Raw genomic sequence first — 23115 nt, 5'->3', positions numbered from 1 at the left:
AATTTGTATGAAAATTTTAATTCTTAACGGCCCCAATTTGAACCTTCTTGGAGAAAGAGAGCCAAATATTTACGGAAATATTTCTTTTGAAACCTACCTAGATCAGCTTAGAAAGCGATTTCAGCAGCTCGAAATCAATTTCAAGCAATCCAATCATGAAGGAGAACTTATAGATTGCTTGCATAAGGCAGACAAAGAGGTAAATGCTGTGATCCTTAATGCAGCGGCATATACCCATACTTCTATTGCTTTGGCAGATGCTGTAAATGCAATAAAAACTCCCGTTATAGAAGTTCATATCTCCAATGTGTTTGCGCGCGAAGAGTTTAGAAAACAATCTTATATTGCTCCGGTAGCTAAAGGAGTCATTACAGGCTTCGGACTTCAATCGTATGCCTTGGCCATTCAAAGTATTTTAGATGACAACAACTAAAAAAACGTATCTTAATTGGAGTTCTGGTAAAGATGCGCTCATAGCATTGCACATTGTGCATAAGGCGGGCGGCTATGACATTCAAAAGTTAGTCACTACTATAAATGACGATCTTCAACGTGTGAGTATGCATGGAGTTTCCGTAAACCTTTTACAAGCTCAAGCAAATGCTCTTCAACTTCCTTTACATATGATCGCTTTACGCGGAAGTGTTTCGTTGTCTGTATATAATGAAACGATGAACGAGCATATGCAAAAACTCATTAAAGAAGGTTTTGGTTATGCTATATTTGGTGATATTCTTCTTGAAGACCTTAAAACATATCGCGAGAAAGAATTGAGTAAAGTGGGTTTACAAGCAGTTTTTCCTTTATGGAAAAAAGATACTCTAAGTCTGGCCCGAGAATTTATAGATTTGGGTTATAAAGCTATTGTCGTTTGTACCAGTGCAAAAAATCTAGATGCTTCTTTCTGCGGAAGAGAATTTAACCATAAATTTTTAAAAGATCTTCCCCATGATGTAGATCCTTGTGGAGAGAATGGCGAGTTTCATACCTTTGTCTATGATGGTCCCTTGTTTAAACATCCAATCAGCTTTAAAAAAGGAGAAAAAGTCATGCGTTCTTATGAGCCTTCTAATAAAAATGCAGATGATGACTGTTTTAAAGGGCAGACTTTCTGGGACAATCAGTTTTGGTTTCAGGAGTTGGAAGAACCTAATTCTCCAGAAAAAGCTTAATTTTTTTAACTTTTTTAGGTAAAATTTAGGTTTTTAAACCTAATTATTAACGTCTTGTTGAGAATTTTTTTGTTTCGATTTTTAGTTCTTTGTTGAAACAAAAAAAAACATTAATGATGAACAAGAAATTTTTATTTTTACCCGTAGTTTTAATGACCATTTTATTTAGCTCTTGTAGCGATGATGATGATGTGGTAGATCGTTTAAGAACTATAGATGACATTCCTGTAAGTGTTGAAGAAACGGTAAGTTACTTACCTATTAATGTATTTGATTTTCCTATTGAAACTGATGTAGACTTACGTGGTGCTATAGAAGATGAATTAGGAACTGATGAAGCTTTAGACCAAGTTGACGAAATTGAATTGGATAATATGGCACTTGAATTAGTAAGTGCCGATGATCAAGAAAATTTTGATTTTATTGATTCGGTTACAATTAGTGTTCGTACCAATGGTTTAGACATTAAACAAGTGGCAAGCTTAGATAATGTTCCTGAAGGAGCAACACGTATTGAATTAAATACAACCGATGATTTTGTTGATGAGTATGCAAAATCTGATGATTTAAAACTCATCATACAATTCACCAGTACCGAGGATGCTAATAATATCACCGTAAAAATGGATATGGAGTTTGATGCTAAATTAGACCCATCTCTATAAGTTAGTATAGAGTAAACTATAAAAGCTCTGCATTTATGCAGGGCTTTTTTTATGCTTATTTTTTTACTGTCATTCCCACTTTGGAGGAATCTTTCTCATAGAAGTAGGAGTAAAGAATGATATCCAAAGCCTACTTAAATAAAAAGAATTTTTTCTTTCAACTTATCATTCCAACGCAGGAGGAATCTCAAACTTAGAATTTGTAGTTTTTTATGATTTTTAAGTAGTCTCATAAGATTCTTATTACCGTTGTTGAAAGTTGTTTTGAACGAATCCGAAAGATTCTGAATAACATTTTTTTTCTAGCTTATATATTCTAACAGTTATATTCTATTTTTTACATGCTAGGGTTTTTTGTAATAAAATTGTTTAATTAATAGTAAAGGTTAATTTTACTACTCACAAAACTAATAATTATGAAAAAAATGTACTTACTTGTCATTTGCGTAATCCTTATGGCTTGCTCTCAAGATGATACTGTCAGAGAAGAAGTAGAAGCTATAGGTGATTATAGCCTTAGCGGAAAATTTCTAGCTCCAAATCAAATAGATCCTATTTCCAATGCGAACGTAACACTTTTTAAAGCCGAACAAAAGCAGGCAGAAACGCTTACAAATAGTTTGGGAGAATTTAATTTTGAAGAACTTTTTGAAGGCTCTTATTCCATTCTTTTAGAAAAAGGACATTTTTCGAGTAGACTAAATGTAGATATTGAAGATGGGCAAATAAATAATTCTGTTGATGTAGGAAATATAGATATACAAGAATTTCCTAGAATAGGTGTTGTTACTGGATCTTATGATAATATAGAAAATATTCTTTACGATATGGGATTGGTGAATCCAATCACAAATGCTCCATTATTTGATATTATTGAAGGAAATTCTGCCGGAAGATCTTCTATAAAGAATAAGAATCCTAGAGGACAGCAGCACAATCACTTCGGAAAGACGGCTAGTACTAATCCTTATTTAACTACGAATGTGGACTTCACTTTGGAAGAGCTTTTATCTAATTCAGGACAATTAGCAGAATATGATATCTTATTTTTCAATTGCGGTTTAGACACAGCTAATGCAGATTTGAATACTAATGTATACGACTTTGTAAATAATGGTGGAATTTTATATGCTACAGATTGGGCTTTTCCTTTTATAGAGCAGATTAATAGTATAAGCGGTAACGCTTATCTAACTTTTACAGAACCTCACCGAAGCGGCGTTTCAGTAAGTACAGAGGCGACAATTCTTGATGCAACTTTAAGCAATTGGCTCGTAGACAATTTTGGTGTAGGTGCTAATGGAACCTTAACCATAGATGAGTTTTTAGGAAGCTGGCAAGTAGTGGATTCGCACGATGAAACGCAGGTATTGCCTTGGTTAAATGGAAGTGTTGAATATATGGATGCAAATAATAATCTGGTGAATACTACTAAAAATTTAGCGTTTACGTATCAAATAGGAGAGGGAGGTATATTCTATTCTTCTTTTCATACCGAAAATAATGAAGAAGGTTTTAGCGATGTAGATCGAATTATGGAATATATGGTTTTTGAACTTTCAACTTTAGGTCAGGCTCAAGAGTAAATATAGAATTGTTGTTTTGGCCTACTGTTTTTTACTCTCGATAATTCTTAATGGATAGTCTGAGATTCTTCATTACCAGAAGCTTCAGTTTGAATGATAGTTCATTTCTTTTGTTTTGTTTTGTTATTCCGACGAAGGAGAAATCTTTCTAATCCAACTGGAGTACTTCTTTATTGAACATTCATAATTCAATCCAAAAAAATAAAAACTAACTTTATATACTAACTAAAATGAAAAAAATTGGAATACTTAGAATGCTAGCCATTCTCTTAATCACCTTTGGAATTGTCTATCTAGATTTTGACAACTTAGATCTTGATGTGAATTATAAAGCCTATGCTGCTTTAATAACTGGTTTGATAGTTTCTATGTTTTCCTTTTTAACACCTCAAAATTCTAGCGTTTAGGCATTAGTTTTTTGTCAATGGTCAATAGTATTTAGTAAATGGTTAATAGTATTTAGTCCATAGTCTTTAGTCTATTTTCTAGATTCTATTTCGAGTCTATGCTCTATCATCTAACTTCTAGTCTCTAGTCTTTGGTCTATGTTCTATTTTCTAATCTCTCACCTCTATTCAAAACCCAAAAAAGCCTCGCAGAGAACTGCGAGGCTTTTTTGGGTAAAAAAATAATTTTTATAAATGAATTACTTCATCATAAGCAGCAGCTGTAGCTTCCATCACCGCTTCACTCATCGTTGGGTGAGGGTGAACTGCTTTTAATACTTCGTGTCCTGTAGTTTCTAATTTTCTACCAAGTACTGCTTCAGCAATCATATCGGTTACACCGGCGCCAATCATATGGCATCCTAGCCATTCCCCGTATTTTGCATCATAAATTACTTTTACAAAACCTGCTTTTTGACCAGAAGCACTTGCTTTACCAGAAGCTGAAAATGGGAATTTCCCTATTTTCAATTCGTAACCTGCTTCTTTAGCTTCTTTTTCTGTCATTCCTACACTAGCAATTTCAGGAGAAGCATACGTACATCCTGGGATGTTTCCGTAGTCTAAAGCTTCTACTTTCATTCCTTTAATTTTCTCTACGCATAAAATTCCTTCCGCGGAAGCGACGTGAGCTAAAGCAGCACCCGGAGTTACATCTCCAATCGCATAATAACCCGGTACGTTGGTTTGGTACCACTCGTTTACGGTAATTTTATCTTTATCGGTTTTAATACCTAAATCTTCTAGACCAATATTTTCAATATTCGTTTTAATCCCTACTGCGGAAAGAACCACATCTGCTTCAATCGTTTCTTCGCCTTTTTTAGTTTTAACTTTTGCTTTTACGGTTTTCCCAGACGTGTCTACACTTTCTACCGAAGCATTAGTCATCACTTTAATACCCGCTTTCTTAAATGATTTTTGAAATTCTTTAGACACATCTGCGTCTTCTAGAGGAACTAAATTTGGTAAATATTCTACAATCGTCACCTCAGTTCCCATCGCATTGTAAAAGTGAGCAAATTCAACTCCAATAGCTCCAGAACCAACAACAATCATACTTTTAGGTTGCTTTTTAAGACTCATGGCTTTACGGTAACCAATCACTTTTTCTCCGTCTTGCGGAAGATTTGGCAACTCTTTAGAACGAGCTCCAGTAGCCACAATAATATGATCTGCTTGGTACTCTTTCATTTTATCGTCTTTGTCTTTTACTTCTACTTTTTTGCCAGATTTTAACTTTCCAAAACCGTTGATGATATCAATTTTGTTCTTTTTCATTAAGAATTGAACTCCTTTGCTCATTCCTTCAGCCACATTGCGGCTTCTATCTACAACGGCATCAAAATCTTTATCGGCTTCTTTAACGCTAAGTCCATAATCTTCAGCGTGTTTTAGGTAATTAAATACTTCAGCACTTTTTAAAAGCGCTTTGGTAGGAATACATCCCCAATTAAGACAAACCCCACCTAGACTTTCTTTTTCAATCACGGCGGTTTTAAAACCTAATTGTGAAGCTCTAATAGCAGCTACATAACCTCCTGGACCACTTCCTAAAACAATAATATCGTATTTACTCATATCTTTATTTTTAATGCTGAATTTTGAATTGCGAATTTAAACAAATATCCTCATAACCAAAAGTGAACGCTTAAATTTAAGCGTTCACTTTTTTATAATCTTTTAAATTATAATACCGTTTTACTGAATCGTAAATTCATTTAATGCAAAGTCTTGTTGTTGTATTGCTTTTTCAAGTTCATCGAAAGTTTGAATATTGATTTTTGGATCTTTAGCAAAATCTGAAGGAATCACTACAAATCTAAAAATTTGATTGTTTGTAAAACCTGTGTCTAAGCCAGATAAATTAAAATTACCATTAATGAGTAATTCCACATCTGCATCAGTATGATTGTATAGGTATTGAATTGTTCCTTGTGGTACGAAGAAATTTTTAGGAATTAAACTCCAAGTTTCTATTATATTTCCATTCACAATTTGCTCTTCAAGTCTGTAAACTAAAATGGCGTCCGATGGGAGTATCTCGATTTCGGGCGGTACATTTAATAGTGTCGCGTATAAATTGTTTGCAGATTCATAGACAAAATTTACATTTTCATACTCATATGTTTGACCTATGAATGCTGTTCCATTTTGACCAGGAGGTCCTTGTGGTCCTCTATCCCCTTCGCAAGCCAATAAACCAGCCGCTAAAAAAATTCCTAAGATTAACTTTTTCATATTTTATTCCTTTTCGTTAATAAAATCGATGCTGGCAGAGTTCACACAAAAGCGTTCTCCTGTTTCTGTTGGTCCGTCATCAAATACATGTCCTACATGTCCGCCACAATTGGCGCATAAAATTTCGGTTCTAATCATTCCAAATGTAGCATCTTTTTTATACTCAATGCTGCCTTCTATGGCTTGATCAAAACTTGGCCAACCGCAGTTACTTTTAAATTTAGCCTCACTTTCAAATAACTTTGCATCACAGGCTGCGCAACGGTAGGCGCCATCATCAAAATGCAAATTATATTTACCTGTATGCGGAGCTTCGGTTCCTTTTTGTCTTAAAACTCTATATTGTTCTTCAGAAAGTTGGTTTTTCCACTCTTCATCAGATTTTTCTATACTGTATTTTTTCATTTTCTTTTATTGTTTATTAGGTACAAATACCATTGCATCTCCATTCATGCAATATCTTTTTCCAGTTGTTTCTTTAGGCCCATCGTCAAAAACGTGTCCTATATGACCACCACAATTGGCGCAAAGTACTTCGTTTCTCGTATATCCCAGTTTGTTGTCTGTAGAAAAGAATACTCCTCCTTTTATAGGTTGATCAAAACTTGGCCATCCTGTCCCGCTTTTAAATTTATTCTTTGTAAGGTAAAGAGGATTTTCGCAAGCAGCACACAAAAAAGTACCCGCTTCTTTAATGTCATTTAAGGGACTTGAAAATGGTCTTTCCGTTCCAGCTTTTCGTAAAACATTAAACTGTTCTGCAGAGAGCTCCTTTTTCCATTGCGCTTCTGTTTTTTGAATGGGAAATTGTTCTTCTTTTGATTTCTTCTGTGCATTAGAATCACAACTAAAAAGAAGACTCGTACACGCGATAAGTAAGAATATATTTTTCATTGCTTTTTTTGTTTAAAATTACAAAGACCTTGCCATTAATTTAAGTATCAAGTGTTAAAGCGATGATAAACTTTTAAAAAGTAAGACTTCCTTTTTGTAGTTTTAACCATCAAAAAAATTAGGAAACCTTATGAAAACAAAAAATATAGTATTGATTATGTCAACGGTTTTATTGCTGTTTTCTTGTAGTCAAAATCCATTTACAGGAAAGAAGACTTTAGCTTTAGTGCCCAATTCACAAATCTTGCCAATGGCATTTGCTCAATATGATGAATTCCTTACAGAGAATAATGTAGAGACAGGAACTTCTGAAGCTAATATGGTGCGCAGCGTAGGACAAAAAATTGCCACAGCATCAGAGCGCTGGTTGAATGCCAATGGATACCAAGGATATTTAGATGATTATCGTTGGGAATATAATTTGGTAAGAGACGACCAAGTGAACGCTTGGTGTATGCCAGGAGGTAAAATTGTTGTTTATACGGGAATATTACCAATTACTCAAGATGAAACAGGCTTGGCAGTTGTGATGGGACATGAGGTGGCACACGCATTGGCAAATCATGGACAACAACGTATGAGTGCAGGGCAATTGCAACAAGTTGGTGCTGTAGCAACGGCTGTAGGAACACAAGCTGCAGGAGTAGACGAAGAAACAGGAGCTTTATTTAATACGTTATATGGGGTAGGTTCGCAAGTAGGAGTGATGTTACCTTTTAGTAGAAGCCATGAAACCGAAGCCGATAAAATTGGGCTGACTATTATGGCGATTGCTGGATATAACCCAGATGAAGCTGCAAAACTTTGGCAACGAATGAAAGCAAATAGTGGGGGGCAAGGACCGCCAGAAATTTTAAGTACGCACCCTTCTAATGATACACGTATCAATAACCTATCACAATGGGCGGCTAGTGCTAAAGCAGAAGCTCGTAAATTTGGAGTAACCTCTTTTAAATAAAAGTTAGAAAATCCTATAAAAAAAGCCCGATTTATCGGGCTTTTTTTAGTTAGGAAAAGTAGCTTTTACAATTTTTTCGGCTTCCGGTTGATGGGTAACGTGAACTAAAAGTTGCACTTGCATCGCATCCCCACCATAAAACCCACTTCGAACTCCAGATTCGTGATTGTTTTTTATAATGGATGAAATTCCTGCTTTTTCCATTACACTTTGTAAATATTGTATATTTACTTCGGTACCGGTGTAGATGTTTACATATTCTGTATCGCTCATATTCTTTCTTTTTCTTAAAGATAACCGAAAAACACGAGTAAGAAAACTTACAACTCTTATTTTTGAGAAAATTATAACAGAAATGATTTAGGCTCTCTAGTTGGTAGTTTTTAGTCGATAGTCTTTAGTCAATAATTGTTAGTCTCTCGACTCGTGCCTCTTGAATCTCGTCTCTTGAATCTTTACTCTCAACTCTTGTCTACTTTCTTTATTTATTAACGCAATTCTGCGCCGAGTTGCTTCTCAAATTGTTGTTGTAGTTTAGACATAATCTTATCTACTTGCTTATCGGTAAGGGTTTTATGCTCATCTAAAAAGATAAAACTTACCGCATAACTTTTCTTTCCTTCTGGTAGATTCTTTCCTTGATAAACATCAAAAAGATCAACATCCTTTAAGAGCTTTCTTTCGGTTTTATGCGCAATATCATAAATATTATCAAAGCTAATATTTTGATCCAATAACAATGCAAAATCTCTTCTTACAGATGGGTATTTTTGGATAGGCTGAAATTTAATTTCTTTGTTCTTAGACATTTCAATTACTGTAGTCCAATCAAAATCTGCAAAAATTACTTCTTGATCAATACTGAAATTCTTTAAAATTGATTTTTTCACCACGCCAAATTCTGCCAATTTCTTTTTTTGGTAATTAAGTTGTAACCCTTCAGAGAAAATTGAATTTTTTACTGGTTGGTAGCTTATTCCTTCAGCAAGATTTAAACGTTCCAAAATGCTTTGAATACTTCCTTTAGCATAAAAGAAATCGTTCTTTTGTGCAGAACTGTTCCAGCGTTCCTTGTTTTTATTTCCGCTAAGGCATAAAGCTAAATGCTTGTGTTCTTCTCTTCCGTTAGGGAAATTATGATATGTTTTTCCGAATTCAAAAAGCTTTAAATTTTCATTCTTTCGGTTGAGGTTGTACGCGGTAGATTCTAAAACACTAAAAAGTAACGACTGGCGCATTACACTCAAATCTTGACTTAACGGATTTAAAATATCTACATTATATGCTTTATTAACGGTATCGCTTAACGCGGAATAGTCTTTCGTTAGCGAGTTGGCCATCATTTCATAAAAACCTTGTCCCACCAGCTGATTGGCGATTATATTTTGCAATCTATAATCTTCAAATCGGGTAGAGTTGGAGATGGAGGCATTAAATTTTTCACTAAATTCAATATTATTATAACCGTAAACTCTTAAAATCTCTTCAATCACATCTACTTCTCGCTGCACATCTACGCGATACGCAGGAATGGTAAGTCCTAAGCCACTTTCGGTCACATTGTTAACACGAATGTCTAAGGAAGCTAAAATTGATTTAATAGTTCCAGGATCAATTTCTTGGCCAATGAGTTGATTAATTTTATTGAAGGTTAAAAACACTTGAAAATCTTCTATTTTCTTAGGATAAAAATCATCTACATCACTAGTGACATAACCTCCTGCAGTTTTTTGAATCAATAAGGCTGCTCTCTTTAGCGCATATTCTGTAATATTAGGATCAACTCCTCTTTCAAAACGAAAAGAAGCATCGGTATTTATACCGTGTCTTTTGGCCGTTTTTCTAACGCTTACAGGATTAAAATATGCACTCTCTAAAAAGACAGAAGTGGTTTGCTCATTTACGCCAGAATGTAATCCACCAAGGATTCCCGCAATACAAAGAGGTTTTTCTTGGTCACAAATCATCAAGTCGTCTTCGTGCAATTCTCTTTCAACACCATCTAAGGTGATGAATTTTGTAGCTTTAGGAAGCGTTTTAACTTTAATTTTATTTCCGATGATATTATCGGCATCAAAAGCGTGTAATGGCTGTCCCAATTCGTGCAATACATAATTGGTAGTGTCTACTACATTATTTTTAGGGGTAATTCCTATTGCTTTTAATCTATTTTGAAGCCATTGTGGGGAAGGAGCTACTTTAATTCCAGAAATACTAACTCCGCAATAGCGTGGAGCTAAATCTGAATTTTCTACTTCAATCTGTATTTTTTTACTTCTATTTTCTACATGAAAACTACTTACTGAAGGGGTGTCTAAACCTTTGTTGATTTCGCTTTGTAAAAAACCTGCTTTTAAATCTCTCGCTACACCAAAGTGACTCATCGCATCTGCACGATTAGGCGTTAAGCCTATCTCGTAAACTTGATCCTTTTCTACTTCAAAGATGGTACGGAGTGGTGTACCAGGAGTTAAAGATTCTTCTAGAATCATAATCCCGTCGTGACTTTTTCCTAAGCCTAACTCATCTTCGGCACAAATCATCCCGAAGCTATATTCTCCTCTTATCTTTCCTTTTTTGATCACCCAAGCTTCTCCTTTTTCATCGTAAAGTGTTGTTCCTATAGTAGCTACAGGAACTTTTTGTCCTTCAGCAACATTAGGCGCACCACATACAATTTGTACAGGCTCTGGTTCTCCAATATCAACTTTTGTAAGTTTTAGTTTATCGGCATTTTCATGAGGAACACAGCTAAGCACATGGCCTACCACAATACCTTCTAAGGAGCCCTTAATAGATTCGAAATCATCAATACCTTCAACTTCTAATCCTAGATCGGTAAGTAGTTCTCCAGTTTTTTCGGCGTCCCAATCGGTTTTTATGAATTGCTTAATCCAGTTGTATGAAATTTTCATGAAATACAGTCTTTTTTACGGGTGGCAAATATAGAATTTATTTTGTTAAATTAAGATGTGAATTGAGGTAGAGGTGAATAAAAAATTGAGAAGAGATTTAAGTGAAAAGTGAAAAGTGAAAAAATAAAATAAAGAACTTTCAACCTAACCTTACAGCATCCTTAGCGCGGACTTGCTTTAGAAATTTATTGAAGGCTTATTAGAAGGCTTAAGATTTCTTCTACATCTAAATTATAACTTTATCATTCTATATTGTCAAACCTAATTCAGTTTCATCATTTTAAACCAAATACTATTTTTAAAAGTATTGCATATATGAAATGCAAAAAGCTCATCTTTTTAAAGATGAGCTTTGATTATAAAGAAATAAATAGCTTATTTCTTTTTTCCAATTCCATACGCTGCTCCAATGATTAATCCTGTTAAGATAAAACCATCTATTGGAGCTGCAGGTATTTCATCCTCTACATTTGTGTCAAAATTGGGTAGATTGTCTTGTGCAAAACTTGTAATACCAATTCCTAAAAACGCTAGAGTTATATATGCTGTTAAAAATTTCTTTTTCATAAATTTTATTTTTTAATAATTTTCTTAGTAAAAGTTTGTCCTTCTGTAGTTAGAGAAAGAATATAAACTCCACTATTTAATTTATTTAATTCTTGAAGTTGAATAGTGTTACTTGTCATCTCCAATTCAGTCTGGTAAACTTCTTGACCAAGAATAGAGCTAACTTGTATTTTAACATTCTTTCCTTCTAACTGTGATGAGTTAATGGTAATTCCACCTTCCTTGAAAGGATTAGGATAAACAGCAAACGCAACTTCTTTATCAACTACTTGTAGAGAACTCTCTTCAAAAATAATTGAAAAACGACTATCAGAAATACTTTCAGAAACCTCTTCATCTATCATAAATGTTATAACATTCTCACCGCTGTTTAATAAAGTTTGTTCTTGTAAGTAGTTATCTACCAAATACGCTTCAACTTCATTAAAAACTGGAGCTTCTATTTTTAAAGTGTAATTGCTGTTTCTATAGTTATTGTTGAAAAACGGCAGCGTCTCTCCTGTAAAAGGTAAACTTCTTTTTTCAATACTCAAATAGCTATTATCATTTACAAGAGCAATATTCTCATCTAGGTTTCCTAATTTACCCGCATCCTCATCTGTAACGTCGTTAGAGTATTGGTCGTTAAATAGAACCATAAAACTATCTGTTAAGATTTCCTCATTGGTAGCATTTAATTGTGCAAAAAGCTGAACGGTTAATTGTAAATCTTCAACAGTATTAGATTTGAAAACTTGCGTTAAACCTTCATTTACTTTATGTGATTGAGCAAAAACAGCTTTTGGATTGGCTCCATTGGTTTGTACAAAAAACGCTTGATTAGGCTGAGCAAATTGATTCGCTTCTGAAGCATCGGAATTGATTCCCGCAGGAAGACTTACAGTTACATAAGCACCTCTAACATTCTTATTAGGATCCCACACATAGTATTGATTAGTATTTAAATCTGTAGAAGCATTTAATACGCTATTCATATCAATAACAGCTTGATAAGGATTTCCTACAAAATTATACGCATTAGTGTTGGTATTTAAAGAAGATGTAGGAATAATAACATCTACACTAGGATTTGTCAAGCTTCCTTTCATTCTTAATCTTGTAGTATCTGGAATCGTTTCATTATTAGTTACATCTACTCCACGACTACCACGTATCATAATTCTATACGCTTCGCCAGAAGTTAACGTATTTGTATCTGTATTGGTTACTGCATTCCAATCTAAAGTCGCATTATCATAAGTGAACAATGAAGGATTTCCAGAATCTGTAGCATCTAATCCATTAGCACCAGATGTAGAACCGGTAATATGCGTTCCAAAACCGGGATTTGGATTTTGATTAAAGTTACCTGTCGTAGATGTGTTATGAACTCCCTCTTGCCAATTCGCATTAATTGATGTAGAAGTAGTTACTGAACTACTTAAAAATCTAAAAGCTCTAGTTGGCGGAATAATACGTTCTACGCTTGCCTCTCCTGTAATTATAGCCGAAGAAGATAAAGGTCCTAAGGTACCAATTTGTGTAGGGGACTCACTTGCAAATAGTAAATCTCCATTAATCACGACTTCATTTCCTTCTACCAATAAGTAATCTTGAACTTTTAAAGTTTTACCTGCATCAATATATAAATTGTTCGTAGTTATAGGTGAGTTTGCGGTAAAGTTATCATAGAATAGAACATCTTGATCGTTTATATCATCTACAGCGTCATTATTGATCCAAGCTCCATTTGCATACAATAAGTAATCTAATTCTCCTGGATTTGCATTGCTTTGAAGATTATCTACAAATACACCTGTAAAAATATTTTGATAAATTCTTTGTCCGTTTGCTGTACTTGTTCCAGTTTCGTCAATTAAAGTACCATCAGCAACATCGGCAGTTCCTCCTTCAAATAATTGAAAACTTCTGTCTGTTCCAAAGAACATTCCACCGCTTCCTTCAATAAAATTGGTGTTAGCGTTTAAAGATCCAAATTCATTCTCAAATTGTGACTTATTATTTCCCCTAGATATAATAGCGAAACCTTTTGCTGGTATCGTAGTTGGATTAAAATCACTTAAGTCCCATACGGTACCTTGAGGTAACATTACAAGTTTCGTAGTGCTTAAATCTATAGCCTGATTTGTGATATTAAAAATCTCTATAAATTCATTTTCAAAGTCATTTGCATCTGAGATTTCCGTAATATAAATACTGCCTGGTGTAGGTACAGAGGGTATAGCTAAAATATCAAAAGAATCACTTGTTAGGTCAGGTAGTAAATCATCTGATACCGTTAGAGTAAACCCTGTTCCTAAGGCAGAGTGCACCAAATTATTAAAATTAGCAATCCCGTTTACAGCAGTTTCTACCACGGGAGAACCAACTAGAGAACCAGTAGAAGTTACAGATAAATCTAAGTTATATTCCGTATCCACATTTCCATTTACATCTACAGCGGCAACCATAACTCCTGGATCCATCACAGTATTGATAACCGTATTTGTTGGCTGCTGAAAAAATCTAGACTCAGTAAAATCTACGTCTATAGTTATATTATTTCCTGTAATTGCACCAAATAATAATGGGTCTGCAAATGAAGAACCGTTAATGTCAGATTGAAATCCGTGTCCTGTTCCAGGAATTTCGAATTGAATAATACTTTGATCTACAATATTGGTTGTATTTAAATAGATTCCTGTTAAGAATTCCAAAGAATCACCATCTGCAATACTAATAGGAGTGCTAAACTCTAAACTAATTAAGTTGTCTGTAATAGTTACCGTAGGAGTAAAGGTAGTTAAATTTTCGTCAAATATTACAATTCCTTGAATATGATCTGTCCAATCTGCCGTATTATTAGCTCCTGGCACAAAATTAATTTTAGTTATATTGGTGGGAAGGCCATCGCCAGATGCTTGATCTTCAACAATAAAACCGAAAATTTCTTCAGAATTTGAACTTGTGGTAACATCTGCAGCGATAATCTCATTAGACACAACCTGATTTGTTGGCTCATACACCTCTGTAGTTAGGTCATTGGCGTTGGCAGAGATTCCATTTAATTGAAAATTATCTACCCCAGCATAATCACTTCCTCCGTTTTGTTTTGCGGAAATAATTATTCCAACTTCATTAGCTGAAGGATAATCTGTAGATATATTGATGCTGATAGTTCCTGAATCGTCTTTAGGAAGCAAAACTTCTCCTTGGCTAACGTTGTCAATTACTAATTCATAACTTAAACTGTCAGTGCTGTCATATCCAATTGTATGATAAAAAAAACTAAGTTCTACATCTGAATAAGCGCTAATATTTTCATTTGAAAAGGTAAGGGTATGAGCAAATGAACCTCCGCCGTTATTATTATCTAAATCTTGCATTCCCCAAAACTTGGAGCCTTCATTTGGTGAAATACTGCTTAAAGATGCAACGATATCCCATACATCGCCAGAGATATTATAACTATCCGGATTGACGCTATAGTTCCAATTGTTTCCAGAATTTTCGAAACTTTGATTTTTAATATTAATAATTTGCCCCCAACTTAAGGAGACAGAAAAAAGAAATGCGAATAAAAATGTAATAGGTTTTAAAAAACCCGTGGGTAATGTTTTTTTCATAGTGATATAATTTTTAAGAATTAGTGCAATAGTAACATTTAAAAATGAAACTTACTCTTAAACTGATTTTTAAGCAGTTTATTTAACAAATTTATATCTTTATCGGCAATAAATGCTTTAAAACGATAAAAATTATTTCTATGCAGGGGAAATAAAGCAGCTTTTCTATTTCTGTATGCTATGATCTAGAAAATTTAATTTTTAAATAGATATGCTTATTCTATTTTAATGTGAAATTATTCTATTTTCTATATTCATTTATTAGATTATCCTTCTGATATAAAATCACATAGATATAAAGTAAGCCGTTTATAAAAAATAATTATTCTTTATAAACGGCTTACTTCAAACGAATCGTTTTCGGTGCTTTTAGTGCACTTTAAACTGCCGTAAGACTTTCCTTTTCTAAAGCTATTGCTTTTGGAAATAACATGTTATTTTCTAAATGAATATGTTTGTGTAAATCATTTTCAAATTCTTCTAAAAGGCTAAATGTTACTCGGTAAGTTTGACAAGCATCTTCTGGCGGAGTATAGTCATTACTTAGTTCTGCAATTTTTCTAAAGCGCTCTCCTTCCGCATCGTGGTCGTGCATCATCATCTCTATAGGATTTTCTACCGTTTCAAAAGAAGCTTTTGGCATTTCTTGTTGCGTTTCTTTTGCGGTATTCATTTTTTTAATAAAAGGAAATAAAATTAGTTCCTCTTTTTTCATGTGGGCTGCCAGCTCTCCCGTAGAATCATTAAAAAGAGTTTTAATTTCATGAAGCTCTGGATGCTGATTGCCGTGAACCTTGCAAAGTTTATCTAAATAGGCTTTTAATACAACACTTTGCTTCTCTACATAACGATGATGTGTTTTCTCAATATAATCTGCTAATAAATCTAATGGCCAAGCATCAAAATTGATATTCTCTTGACCTTTTTGAGCTGCAGCATTTTCTAGCTTCTTAATAAGTGAATCTGTAGAGATGTTTTTCTTTTCGCAAACATCGCTCAAAGAACGATCGCCATTACAGCAAAAATCTATTTTGTGGTCTTTAAAAATTTGCGCTAATTTATAATCTTGCGCAACGAGTTCTCCTACGTGTTGGTCTTTTGAAATAGTCATAAGTTAAAATTTTAAAATAAAGGTTTTGTGTTATTTTCTCGGTGAAAATTAATTTTAGTTTCAAACATTTCTGCCATTTTAGATGCTCTCCATCGTGCTTCTTCTGCGGTTTCTCCTTCAAAATTTTCATCGATGGTTTCGTTAAAAAGTTTTAACCATAACTTAAAATGCTTTCCTACTAAATCCATTTTTTGATGAGGCAAAAATGGCGCTCCTTTATACGTAAGCTCTTTTAACAATACGGTTTGCCAAAAACGATACATCTTAGCCAAATGTTCTGGCCATTGATCTTGAATGATCTCATTAAATATGGGAGATAATACTTGGTCTTGTCTTACTTTTTCATAAAAAACATCCACCAGTTTTTTTACCTCTGTGATCGATTCAATTTTGGTTTTCATAAATAAATGTACTTCAAATTTTAAAATAATTTACTCGCTCTTCCGCTTGACGGTAAGAACAGTTTGAAAGCTTATTTAGAGGATGATAATATGATAGGTAATGAAAAATACGCATACTAAGAGACTTGCAATAAGACTGTTAAATACTATTTTTGATTTTAAGCAAGCTAAAACGGTTGTATTAAAGCCCATACAAACGGTCGTGACAATAAATAGCTGAATCATTTGTGAAACTCCGTGGCCACTCATTAATATGAGCATCGCTGCCGCTCCTCCCAAGCAACTAGAAAGAATAATTCCTAATGTTGCGTGCGCATAGTATAATTTTCCAAAATCTTCTAATGCTTTATGATATGTGCTCATTTCCTTGTGTTTAAATTTTATAGCACAAAGTTAGCGAAGAGATGGTATTGTAATTTATGACCTAAATCATAATTATTAAATATTATCTATAGAGTTTTCGGTTTTTAATTTTAAGTTCTTCTTTTTTCTCTAGAGATTTTGTGGCACGAATTACCGTTTCTACGCGTAAACCAGATAAGTCTGCAATTTGCTGGCGTGTAATATTCACTTTAAAAGAAAAAGGTTCGTTAAGATGATGTACATCTTTTTTAAGGTAATCAAGTAGGGTAAGAATGCGGTGTTCGGGATCTTCTGAAGAGATTTCTGATGCCATTATAGCTTTATAATATAGTCTTTTTGCCATTCCACGAGTGACGCTAAGATGCACTTTGGGATATTTTAATAAAAGATCTAAAAAGACTTCTTTTTTTAACCGAAAAACTTCTGCTTTAGAAACTGCTACAGCATTGGCTGGGTAAGGAATATCTGAAAATAGAGGAGGTTCACCAAAGCTACGTGGACAAGAAAATATGCTTTGTATAAACTCTTTTCCTTGGGCATTAAAATTGTTCATTTTAACTTCTCCACTTTTTACCTGAAAATAGTAATGTGCTTTTTTGCCTTCTTCAAAAAGATATTCTTCTTTAGTGTACGTAATTATTTCGGCTCCAAATTCTAATAACAATTCTTCAGCAATCATATTAAAAATCTAATTTAGGTCTATGCTTAGCATTTTAGTAGATTTCTCTGTAAAGCATAGGGTTAAATAGAAGGGAAAGGTAGTAGAATTAAGCTAGAAAAAGCACCATCTTAAGATAAATTAACCAATGAAATTGTTCTTAGTTTAATTTATAAATCTAAGGAATACGAAAGGCTTTTCTAGTTGGTTTTCAATTAGGGTTTTAGCAGATTTTTTTGAAATAAAATTTTAATTTGTGAAAATAAATTGGAAAAAGCATATAAAAAAAGCCTCGCAAAAGCAAGGCTTATCAAAAAGGGTGGAAGACCGGGTTCGAACCGGCGACTTCTGGTACCACAAACCAGCGCTCTAACCAGCTGAGCTACAACCACCATTTGTTTGAGCTGGCAAATTTAATACTTTATCTCAATATGACAAAATAAAAAATGAACTAAATTAGATCAAAAATTGAATTCACTGCGGGACAGCGTTCTACCGTGTAAGCTTCTGCGTGTTCTGTATGGATAATTCTACCCAAGTTTCTTGCTCTATACGTAACGCTATCTAAAAAATTATTACTTGTGATAGGTGTAGAGGGTTCCTTACTATTTTCGTCAAAAAACTGAGATTTATAAGCCTTAACGGAAGCTACTTTTTGATCTATATATCCAGAAATATCAACGATTATGTCTGGTTCTATTTCCATCCATTGAATGTAATGAAGAATAAGTTTGGGACGCCAAGGGTGTTGATGATTATCTTGATGAATGGTTTCAATTTTACGCAAACCGCTTAAAAAACAAGCGTCACTCACCAACTGACTTCCTTTCCCATGATCTATATGCCTGTCTTTAATAGCATTGCATAAAACGACTTCTGGTCTGTATTTTCGAATCATTTTAATGATTTCTAACTGATGCGCGGTATTATTAATAAAAAAACCATCGCTAAAACCTAAATTTTCTCGTACAGAAACTCCTAATATTTTTGCGGCATTTTGGGCCTCTTGATCTCTAATTTCGGCAGAGCCTCGTGTGCCTAATTCGCCACGGGTTAAATCTAAAATTCCGGCCTTTTTGCCTTTTGCAATTTCTTTGGCTAAAGTTCCGCTACAGCTTAATTCTACATCATCTGGATGTGCTCCTATAGCTAAAATATCTAATTTCATGCAGTTGCTTTTTGAGTTTGTTTTTCTGTAAGTTGTCTAATTTTAATATTTAAACCAGCAAATAGTAAGGTCATAAACGGACTTATATAATTGAAAATGGCATAAACAAAATAACTCGCTACGGGAACGCCTAAAACTCCACTATGGTAAGCTCCACAAGTATTCCAAGGAATTAATACCGAAGTTACCGTCCCTGAATCTTCTAGAGTTCTACTTAAATTTTCTGGCGCAAGACCTTTATCTTTATAAGCCTTGGCAAACATTTTTCCTGGCACTACAATCGCTAAATATTGGTCTGAAGCCGTCGCATTCAAGGCTAAGCAACTAATTACCGTACTGCTAAATAACCCGAATGTGGTATGAAACATTTGAAGTAGTGCTTTACTAATTCTCGATAATGCACCAATGGCATCCATTACTCCGCCAAAAGTCATCGCACAAATAATTAACCAAATAGTCCCTAGCATTCCTTTCATTCCGCCAGAAGAAAATAAATCATTCAAGGCTTTGTTAGAAGTTTCAATTTGGGTATCTACCGTGATAGCATTCATAATTCCTTCATAAGCGCTTTTAAACGTAAGTTGAGAACTTCCAGCGATTTCGGCAACTAGAAGAGGCTGAAAGATAAGGCTTGCAACAGCAGCTAGCAAGATTCCTAATAATAAGGCGATTAAGGGAGGTGTTTTTTTGATAATTAAAAAAATAACTAATCCTGGTACCACAAAAAGCCAAGGAGAAATATAGAAGGCAGCATCTATTGAATTTAAAATTGAAGCAGTATTGGCTACTCCTTCTGGCTCTAGATTAAGACCTATAATAATAAATACAATTAATGTAATCACAATACTAGGTACGGTGGTATAAAGCATATAACGAATATGGGTAAACAAATCTGTACCAGCCATAGCGGGCGCAAGATTGGTGGTATCACTAAGCGGAGAAAGTTTATCTCCAAAATAAGCCCCAGAAAGAATGGCTCCAGCCGTCATTCCTAGAGGAATTCCTAAGGCTTCGGCAATTCCTATTAGAGCAATTCCTACGGTGGCAGAGGTAGTCCAACTACTTCCGGTGGCGATTGAAATTATAGAGCAGATGACAATACAGGCAGCTAAGAAAATTGTCGGATTCAAAATTTGAAGTCCGTAATAGATCATGGTGGGAATAATTCCGCTTACCAGCCACGTTCCTGCTAAAGCACCTACCATAAGTAAAATTAAGATAGCGCCAGAAGTAGATTTAATATTCTGAGAAACCTCTTCAATCATGGTTTTGTAAGAAGTTTTATTGAAGTGTCCTACTACCGCAGCAACCGCAGCTCCCATAAGTAAGATAAATTGATTGGAGCCACCTAAGGCGTCATCTCCAAAGACAAAAACATTATAAGCCAGCATGGCGACTAGAGCGATGACTGGAAGAAGTGCGGCGCCAATACTTATATTGTTTGTTATAATATTTTGATTGTTAGGGTCAGAAGATTGACTATCCATAGAGTATCGATACTAGATTAATTTTAGGAGGAGTAATGTAGTAATTTTTCACTATCTGAGCCAAGAAAGCGTGTTAGTTTTTTTGACTTTTCAAATTATTTAAAATTACAAAAGCAGAAGATTTCTTTCTTCCACAAAATTTATCAAGACTATCACAAGTACTCCCATTAGTTAATGAATTTAACTAATACAGGCTTTACAAGAACTTTATTTTTGTCTGTGAACTTAAAAACTATCTTTTAATCGGATATATTTTCAATCTTATTTTTATCTAAAAAGAGGCTATTAGTTTTGCACGAAAATTTAAATAAAATTATGATATTAAAAAGTATTGGCTTTAGCATTATTGGCCTATTTATTTCTGTTGCATCTACTGCCCAAGTGGGAATAGGTACCACTAATCCAGATCCTTCTTCTATTTTAGATGTAAGATCAACAAATCAAGGAGTATTATTCCCTAGATTAGATTTAAAAAACTTAGATCTTGCTTCACCCGTTGAAAACCCCGCAACGGGATTGATGGTTTGGAATACGGATGCATCCAACAATTTTTTAAATCAAGGTTTCTATTTCTGGAATAACAATCGTTGGGAGGTAGTAAAAGATAAAAAAGGTTCTCCAAAACATTGGTCTAGTGAAGGAAATGCTTTTGAATCTGGTGCATTTTTGGGAACAATTAATGATCAACCTTTACTATTTAAAGTCAATAATGAACGTGTAGGTTTTATCCAACCAGTGGGAGGAATTGCTTTTGGAAAAGGGGCTTTAGCAAACAAAAATAAGAGTATTGCTATAGGAGTTGATGCAAAAAGTAACACTAATAAAGAAGCAGTTGCCATAGGAAATCTAGCAGAAGCCGCTAGTTTTAGGTCTATTGCTTTGGGTTCTCAGAGTTCGGCTATGGGATATGCATCTACTGCTATTGGTAAAAACGCTAAAACCACTGCAGATAATGCAGTAGCTATAGGCCTAAATTCTTTAGCAGATAACATCAATACCATTATCTTGGGTGATACAGGTTATGCTACTAAAGTAGGTATTGGTACCACTAATCCTACAGAAAAATTACAAGTGAATGGTAAGATAAAAATGGTAGACGGTAATCAAGGATTAGGCAAAGTGCTTACCTCTAACGCTGATGGTGTAGCCAAGTGGGAAACTTTTATTCCCAAAGCAGCATATGCTCAATCATATCGAGATACTCCAATCAATTATTTGTATAAAACTACGCCTATATATTTGAATTTGGGAAATATCTTTTCTAGCCAAGGAATCTACATTCATCCTAAGTATTTTGAAATTGAGGATTTCGCTGGTGTGTATAGAGTATCCTATAATATTATTGTAAAAAGAGATACTCTTGGCGCTGAAGAAAAAATAGATTTAAAATTCTTTTTGAGTAAAACAGAAGCTTCTCCCGAGCCTCTGCAGAGAAGTGTGGTGTATGCATCTATACCTAAAAATACCATTACGACGATAACAGGAAATGTCTTGGTAAGACTAAACGTAGGTGAAAAAATTTATTTATTTCCAGATGTCAATACTCAAAATTTACAAATTTTACCAGATGGAACTGTGATGAATATAGAGTTGGTTAAGGCCAACTAATAAAAAAAGTCAATAAATTTAGAACCTCTCCTTTCAGAATCATGAAAAGAGAGGTTTTTTTACAATATTCCCACTTCTTTCATACAAGTTTTCATCATTTTCAATGTACGATCTATATGATTATCCAAACCTATAGAGAAGCGAATCAATCCGTCGCTAAGTCCCATCTCTTGTTGTTCTTCTTCAGGGATTTCAGAAGAGGTAGAACTTCCGGGAGCGCTAAATAAGGTTTTATAAAAGCCTAAACTCACGGCTAGATAGCCTAAATTTCGTTTTTGCATCAATTCCATTAACGTATTGGCTTTATCTAAAGAACCTACATCTAAGGTCAGCATTCCTCCAAAACCATATTCTTCGTTCATCATTTCTTGGTATAAAGCGTTTCCTTTATGTGATTTTAATCCAGGATAAACGGTTTTTAAGCCCAAAGCCTCAAATTGTTCTGCTAAATACATCGCATTTTCGCTGTGTTTATGCATCCTAATGTGTAGCGTGCGCAGGTTTTTTAATACCGAAGCCGATCGCATGCTGTCCATAGTAGCTCCTAATAACATACAAGCGCCATCATTTACATTTCTAAGTTGATTAATAAATTCCGCGGAAGCGCAAACCACGCCACCTACCGTATCACTACTTCCGTTGATAAATTTGGTAAGGGAATGAATCACGATATCTGCACCCAACTGAGTAGGAGTAATGGAAAGCGGAGAAAAGGTATTGTCTACCACCAATTGCAAGTGGTGTTTTTTAGCAAGCCGAGCCAAAGCCGGCAAATTTGCAATTTCCAGTAAGGGATTACTCACCGTTTCACAAAAGATAACTTTGGTTTCTGGTGTAATCGCAGCTTCTACGGTTTCAATTTTGGTGATGTCTACAAAAGAGGTTTGTATGCCAAGTCTAGGAAGAAAATTCTTCATAAAAGCGTAGGTTCCGCCGTAGATAGTTCTGCTTGAAATGAGATGATTTCCGCTATCGCATAATTGCAATAAAACCGGAGTTATGGCGCCCATTCCGCTGGCGGTCACCGTGGCAGCTTCGGTCGCTTCCATTGCGGCAAGTGCTTCGCCCAAATATAAGTTGCTGGGGCTCGAGTGGCGGGAGTAGAGGTAGCAACCTTCGGCATTTCCTTCAAAGGTGTCAAACATTGTCTTCGCAGAAAGAAAGGTGTAGGTAGAGGAATCTGAAATGGAAGGGTTTACTCCTCCAAATTCTCCAAAATATTGTAAATCCTGAATTTTATCGGCTGGTTTATATTTCATGATAATAAGAC

Annotated in this window: 22 protein-coding genes and 1 tRNA gene; 7 read left to right on the top strand and 16 right to left on the bottom strand. The window is 34.6% G+C overall.

The window, feature by feature from the left end; translation table 11 throughout:
• Positions 1-7 precede the first annotated feature (7 nt).
• From aroQ to RLT85_RS04275, 5 genes are all read left to right on the top strand, one after another.
• Positions 8-433 (top strand): type II 3-dehydroquinate dehydratase, encoded by a 426-nt coding sequence (gene aroQ, locus RLT85_RS04295; protein ID WP_311400800.1) that lies wholly within the window; start codon positions 8-10, stop codon positions 431-433.
• A complete protein-coding gene (locus RLT85_RS04290; protein WP_311400799.1) occupies positions 420-1172 on the top strand; it encodes a Dph6-related ATP pyrophosphatase in 753 nt (250 codons plus the stop codon). Before aroQ ends, RLT85_RS04290 begins: the two co-directional genes overlap by 14 nt.
• A 113-nt stretch (positions 1173-1285) precedes the next feature.
• Complete coding sequence (locus RLT85_RS04285; protein ID WP_311400798.1) at positions 1286-1837, top strand: hypothetical protein; 552 nt, start codon at positions 1286-1288, stop codon at positions 1835-1837.
• Between the two features lie 416 nt (positions 1838-2253).
• Positions 2254-3423 carry a carboxypeptidase-like regulatory domain-containing protein gene (locus RLT85_RS04280; protein WP_311400797.1) on the top strand — a complete coding sequence of 390 codons (1170 nt, stop codon included), beginning with the start codon at positions 2254-2256 and terminating at the stop codon, positions 3421-3423.
• 230 nt (positions 3424-3653) lie between these two features.
• On the top strand, positions 3654-3830 hold the full coding sequence (locus RLT85_RS04275) for a hypothetical protein (RefSeq protein WP_311400796.1): 177 nt from the start codon (positions 3654-3656) through the stop codon (positions 3828-3830).
• 228 nt (positions 3831-4058) lie between these two features.
• Here the strand turns inward: RLT85_RS04275 and lpdA are convergent, their stop codons facing one another.
• The 4 genes from lpdA to msrB (RLT85_RS04255) form a co-directional block, all read right to left on the bottom strand.
• Positions 4059-5450 carry a dihydrolipoyl dehydrogenase gene (gene lpdA, locus RLT85_RS04270; protein WP_311400795.1) on the bottom strand — a complete coding sequence of 464 codons (1392 nt, stop codon included), beginning with the start codon at positions 5448-5450 and terminating at the stop codon, positions 4059-4061.
• A gap of 120 nt (positions 5451-5570) precedes the next feature.
• Positions 5571-6110 carry a collagen-like protein gene (locus RLT85_RS04265; RefSeq protein WP_311400793.1) on the bottom strand — a complete coding sequence of 180 codons (540 nt, stop codon included), beginning with the start codon at positions 6108-6110 and terminating at the stop codon, positions 5571-5573.
• A 3-nt stretch (positions 6111-6113) separates the two neighbouring features.
• Positions 6114-6515 carry a peptide-methionine (R)-S-oxide reductase MsrB gene (gene msrB / locus RLT85_RS04260; protein WP_311400792.1) on the bottom strand — a complete coding sequence of 134 codons (402 nt, stop codon included), beginning with the start codon at positions 6513-6515 and terminating at the stop codon, positions 6114-6116.
• A gap of 6 nt (positions 6516-6521) precedes the next feature.
• A complete protein-coding gene (msrB, locus tag RLT85_RS04255; RefSeq protein ID WP_311400791.1) occupies positions 6522-7004 on the bottom strand; it encodes a peptide-methionine (R)-S-oxide reductase MsrB in 483 nt (160 codons plus the stop codon).
• A gap of 130 nt (positions 7005-7134) precedes the next feature.
• Here msrB (RLT85_RS04255) and RLT85_RS04250 point away from each other — a divergent pair, with 130 nt between their 5' ends.
• Positions 7135-7962, top strand: a complete 828-nt coding sequence (locus RLT85_RS04250) for a M48 family metallopeptidase (protein WP_311400790.1) — start codon at positions 7135-7137, stop codon at positions 7960-7962.
• Between the two features lie 45 nt (positions 7963-8007).
• Here RLT85_RS04250 and RLT85_RS04245 read toward each other — a convergent pair whose 3' ends face one another.
• From RLT85_RS04245 to nhaC, 11 genes are all read right to left on the bottom strand, one after another.
• Positions 8008-8235 (bottom strand): putative signal transducing protein, encoded by a 228-nt coding sequence (locus tag RLT85_RS04245; protein WP_311400789.1) that lies wholly within the window; start codon positions 8233-8235, stop codon positions 8008-8010.
• 215 nt (positions 8236-8450) lie between these two features.
• The gene (gene pheT / locus RLT85_RS04240) at positions 8451-10877 is read right to left on the bottom strand and encodes a phenylalanine--tRNA ligase subunit beta (RefSeq protein WP_311400788.1); all 2427 of its coding nucleotides are present in this window, start codon (positions 10875-10877) and stop codon (positions 8451-8453) included.
• Positions 10878-11252: 375 nt separating this feature from the next.
• Positions 11253-11444, bottom strand: a complete 192-nt coding sequence (locus tag RLT85_RS04235; protein ID WP_311400787.1) for a hypothetical protein — start codon at positions 11442-11444, stop codon at positions 11253-11255.
• A gap of 5 nt (positions 11445-11449) precedes the next feature.
• The gene (locus RLT85_RS04230; protein ID WP_311400786.1) at positions 11450-15049 is read right to left on the bottom strand and encodes a T9SS type A sorting domain-containing protein; all 3600 of its coding nucleotides are present in this window, start codon (positions 15047-15049) and stop codon (positions 11450-11452) included.
• Positions 15050-15428: 379 nt separating this feature from the next.
• Positions 15429-16160 (bottom strand): iron-sulfur cluster repair di-iron protein, encoded by a 732-nt coding sequence (ric, locus tag RLT85_RS04225; protein WP_311400785.1) that lies wholly within the window; start codon positions 16158-16160, stop codon positions 15429-15431.
• An 11-nt stretch (positions 16161-16171) separates the two neighbouring features.
• Complete coding sequence (locus RLT85_RS04220) at positions 16172-16561, bottom strand: group III truncated hemoglobin (RefSeq protein WP_311400784.1); 390 nt, start codon at positions 16559-16561, stop codon at positions 16172-16174.
• A gap of 75 nt (positions 16562-16636) precedes the next feature.
• Complete coding sequence (locus RLT85_RS04215) at positions 16637-16924, bottom strand: hypothetical protein (RefSeq protein WP_311400783.1); 288 nt, start codon at positions 16922-16924, stop codon at positions 16637-16639.
• 82 nt (positions 16925-17006) lie between these two features.
• Positions 17007-17603, bottom strand: coding sequence for a Crp/Fnr family transcriptional regulator (locus RLT85_RS04210; RefSeq protein WP_311400782.1), 597 nt, complete (start codon positions 17601-17603; stop codon positions 17007-17009).
• Between the two features lie 296 nt (positions 17604-17899).
• Positions 17900-17975, bottom strand: a tRNA-His gene (locus RLT85_RS04205).
• Between the two features lie 58 nt (positions 17976-18033).
• The gene (bshB1, locus tag RLT85_RS04200) at positions 18034-18750 is read right to left on the bottom strand and encodes a bacillithiol biosynthesis deacetylase BshB1 (RefSeq protein WP_311400781.1); all 717 of its coding nucleotides are present in this window, start codon (positions 18748-18750) and stop codon (positions 18034-18036) included.
• The gene (gene nhaC / locus RLT85_RS04195) at positions 18747-20237 is read right to left on the bottom strand and encodes a Na+/H+ antiporter NhaC (RefSeq protein WP_311400780.1); all 1491 of its coding nucleotides are present in this window, start codon (positions 20235-20237) and stop codon (positions 18747-18749) included. Before nhaC ends, bshB1 begins: the two co-directional genes overlap by 4 nt.
• A gap of 315 nt (positions 20238-20552) precedes the next feature.
• On the opposite strand from nhaC, the gene RLT85_RS04190 reads away from it, so the two are divergent.
• On the top strand, positions 20553-21845 hold the full coding sequence (locus RLT85_RS04190) for a phage tail-like protein (RefSeq protein WP_311400779.1): 1293 nt from the start codon (positions 20553-20555) through the stop codon (positions 21843-21845).
• Positions 21846-21904: 59 nt separating this feature from the next.
• On the opposite strand, the gene RLT85_RS04185 is transcribed toward RLT85_RS04190, so the two are convergent.
• The gene (locus tag RLT85_RS04185) at positions 21905-23104 is read right to left on the bottom strand and encodes an aminotransferase class I/II-fold pyridoxal phosphate-dependent enzyme (protein WP_311400778.1); all 1200 of its coding nucleotides are present in this window, start codon (positions 23102-23104) and stop codon (positions 21905-21907) included.
• Positions 23105-23115: the final 11 nt, after the last annotated feature.

Origin of the sequence: Mesonia ostreae, assembly GCF_031845265.1 — a bacterium.
Lineage (GTDB): Bacteria > Bacteroidota > Bacteroidia > Flavobacteriales > Flavobacteriaceae > Mesonia > Mesonia ostreae.
Note: the sequence above shows the minus strand (reverse complement) of the source record. Positions and strands in the feature narration are given on the sequence as shown.

Excerpts from the sequence above, each read along its gene's own strand:
- aroQ (WP_311400800.1), top strand. The coding sequence starts at position 8 with ATGAAAATTTTAATTCTTAACGGCCCCAATTTGAACCTTCTTGGAGAA.
- RLT85_RS04290 (WP_311400799.1), top strand. The coding sequence starts at position 420 with ATGACAACAACTAAAAAAACGTATCTTAATTGGAGTTCTGGTAAAGAT.
- RLT85_RS04285 (WP_311400798.1), top strand. The coding sequence starts at position 1,286 with ATGATGAACAAGAAATTTTTATTTTTACCCGTAGTTTTAATGACCATT.
- RLT85_RS04280 (WP_311400797.1), top strand. The coding sequence starts at position 2,254 with ATGAAAAAAATGTACTTACTTGTCATTTGCGTAATCCTTATGGCTTGC.
- RLT85_RS04275 (WP_311400796.1), top strand. The coding sequence starts at position 3,654 with ATGAAAAAAATTGGAATACTTAGAATGCTAGCCATTCTCTTAATCACC.
- lpdA (WP_311400795.1), bottom strand. The coding sequence starts at position 5,450 with ATGAGTAAATACGATATTATTGTTTTAGGAAGTGGTCCAGGAGGTTAT.
- RLT85_RS04265 (WP_311400793.1), bottom strand. The coding sequence starts at position 6,110 with ATGAAAAAGTTAATCTTAGGAATTTTTTTAGCGGCTGGTTTATTGGCT.
- msrB (WP_311400792.1), bottom strand. The coding sequence starts at position 6,515 with ATGAAAAAATACAGTATAGAAAAATCTGATGAAGAGTGGAAAAACCAA.
- msrB (WP_311400791.1), bottom strand. The coding sequence starts at position 7,004 with ATGAAAAATATATTCTTACTTATCGCGTGTACGAGTCTTCTTTTTAGT.
- RLT85_RS04250 (WP_311400790.1), top strand. The coding sequence starts at position 7,135 with ATGAAAACAAAAAATATAGTATTGATTATGTCAACGGTTTTATTGCTG.
- RLT85_RS04245 (WP_311400789.1), bottom strand. The coding sequence starts at position 8,235 with ATGAGCGATACAGAATATGTAAACATCTACACCGGTACCGAAGTAAAT.
- pheT (WP_311400788.1), bottom strand. The coding sequence starts at position 10,877 with ATGAAAATTTCATACAACTGGATTAAGCAATTCATAAAAACCGATTGG.
- RLT85_RS04235 (WP_311400787.1), bottom strand. The coding sequence starts at position 11,444 with ATGAAAAAGAAATTTTTAACAGCATATATAACTCTAGCGTTTTTAGGA.
- RLT85_RS04230 (WP_311400786.1), bottom strand. The coding sequence starts at position 15,049 with ATGAAAAAAACATTACCCACGGGTTTTTTAAAACCTATTACATTTTTA.
- ric (WP_311400785.1), bottom strand. The coding sequence starts at position 16,160 with ATGACTATTTCAAAAGACCAACACGTAGGAGAACTCGTTGCGCAAGAT.
- RLT85_RS04220 (WP_311400784.1), bottom strand. The coding sequence starts at position 16,561 with ATGAAAACCAAAATTGAATCGATCACAGAGGTAAAAAAACTGGTGGAT.
- RLT85_RS04215 (WP_311400783.1), bottom strand. The coding sequence starts at position 16,924 with ATGAGCACATATCATAAAGCATTAGAAGATTTTGGAAAATTATACTAT.
- RLT85_RS04210 (WP_311400782.1), bottom strand. The coding sequence starts at position 17,603 with ATGATTGCTGAAGAATTGTTATTAGAATTTGGAGCCGAAATAATTACG.
- bshB1 (WP_311400781.1), bottom strand. The coding sequence starts at position 18,750 with ATGAAATTAGATATTTTAGCTATAGGAGCACATCCAGATGATGTAGAA.
- nhaC (WP_311400780.1), bottom strand. The coding sequence starts at position 20,237 with ATGGATAGTCAATCTTCTGACCCTAACAATCAAAATATTATAACAAAC.
- RLT85_RS04190 (WP_311400779.1), top strand. The coding sequence starts at position 20,553 with ATGATATTAAAAAGTATTGGCTTTAGCATTATTGGCCTATTTATTTCT.
- RLT85_RS04185 (WP_311400778.1), bottom strand. The coding sequence starts at position 23,104 with ATGAAATATAAACCAGCCGATAAAATTCAGGATTTACAATATTTTGGA.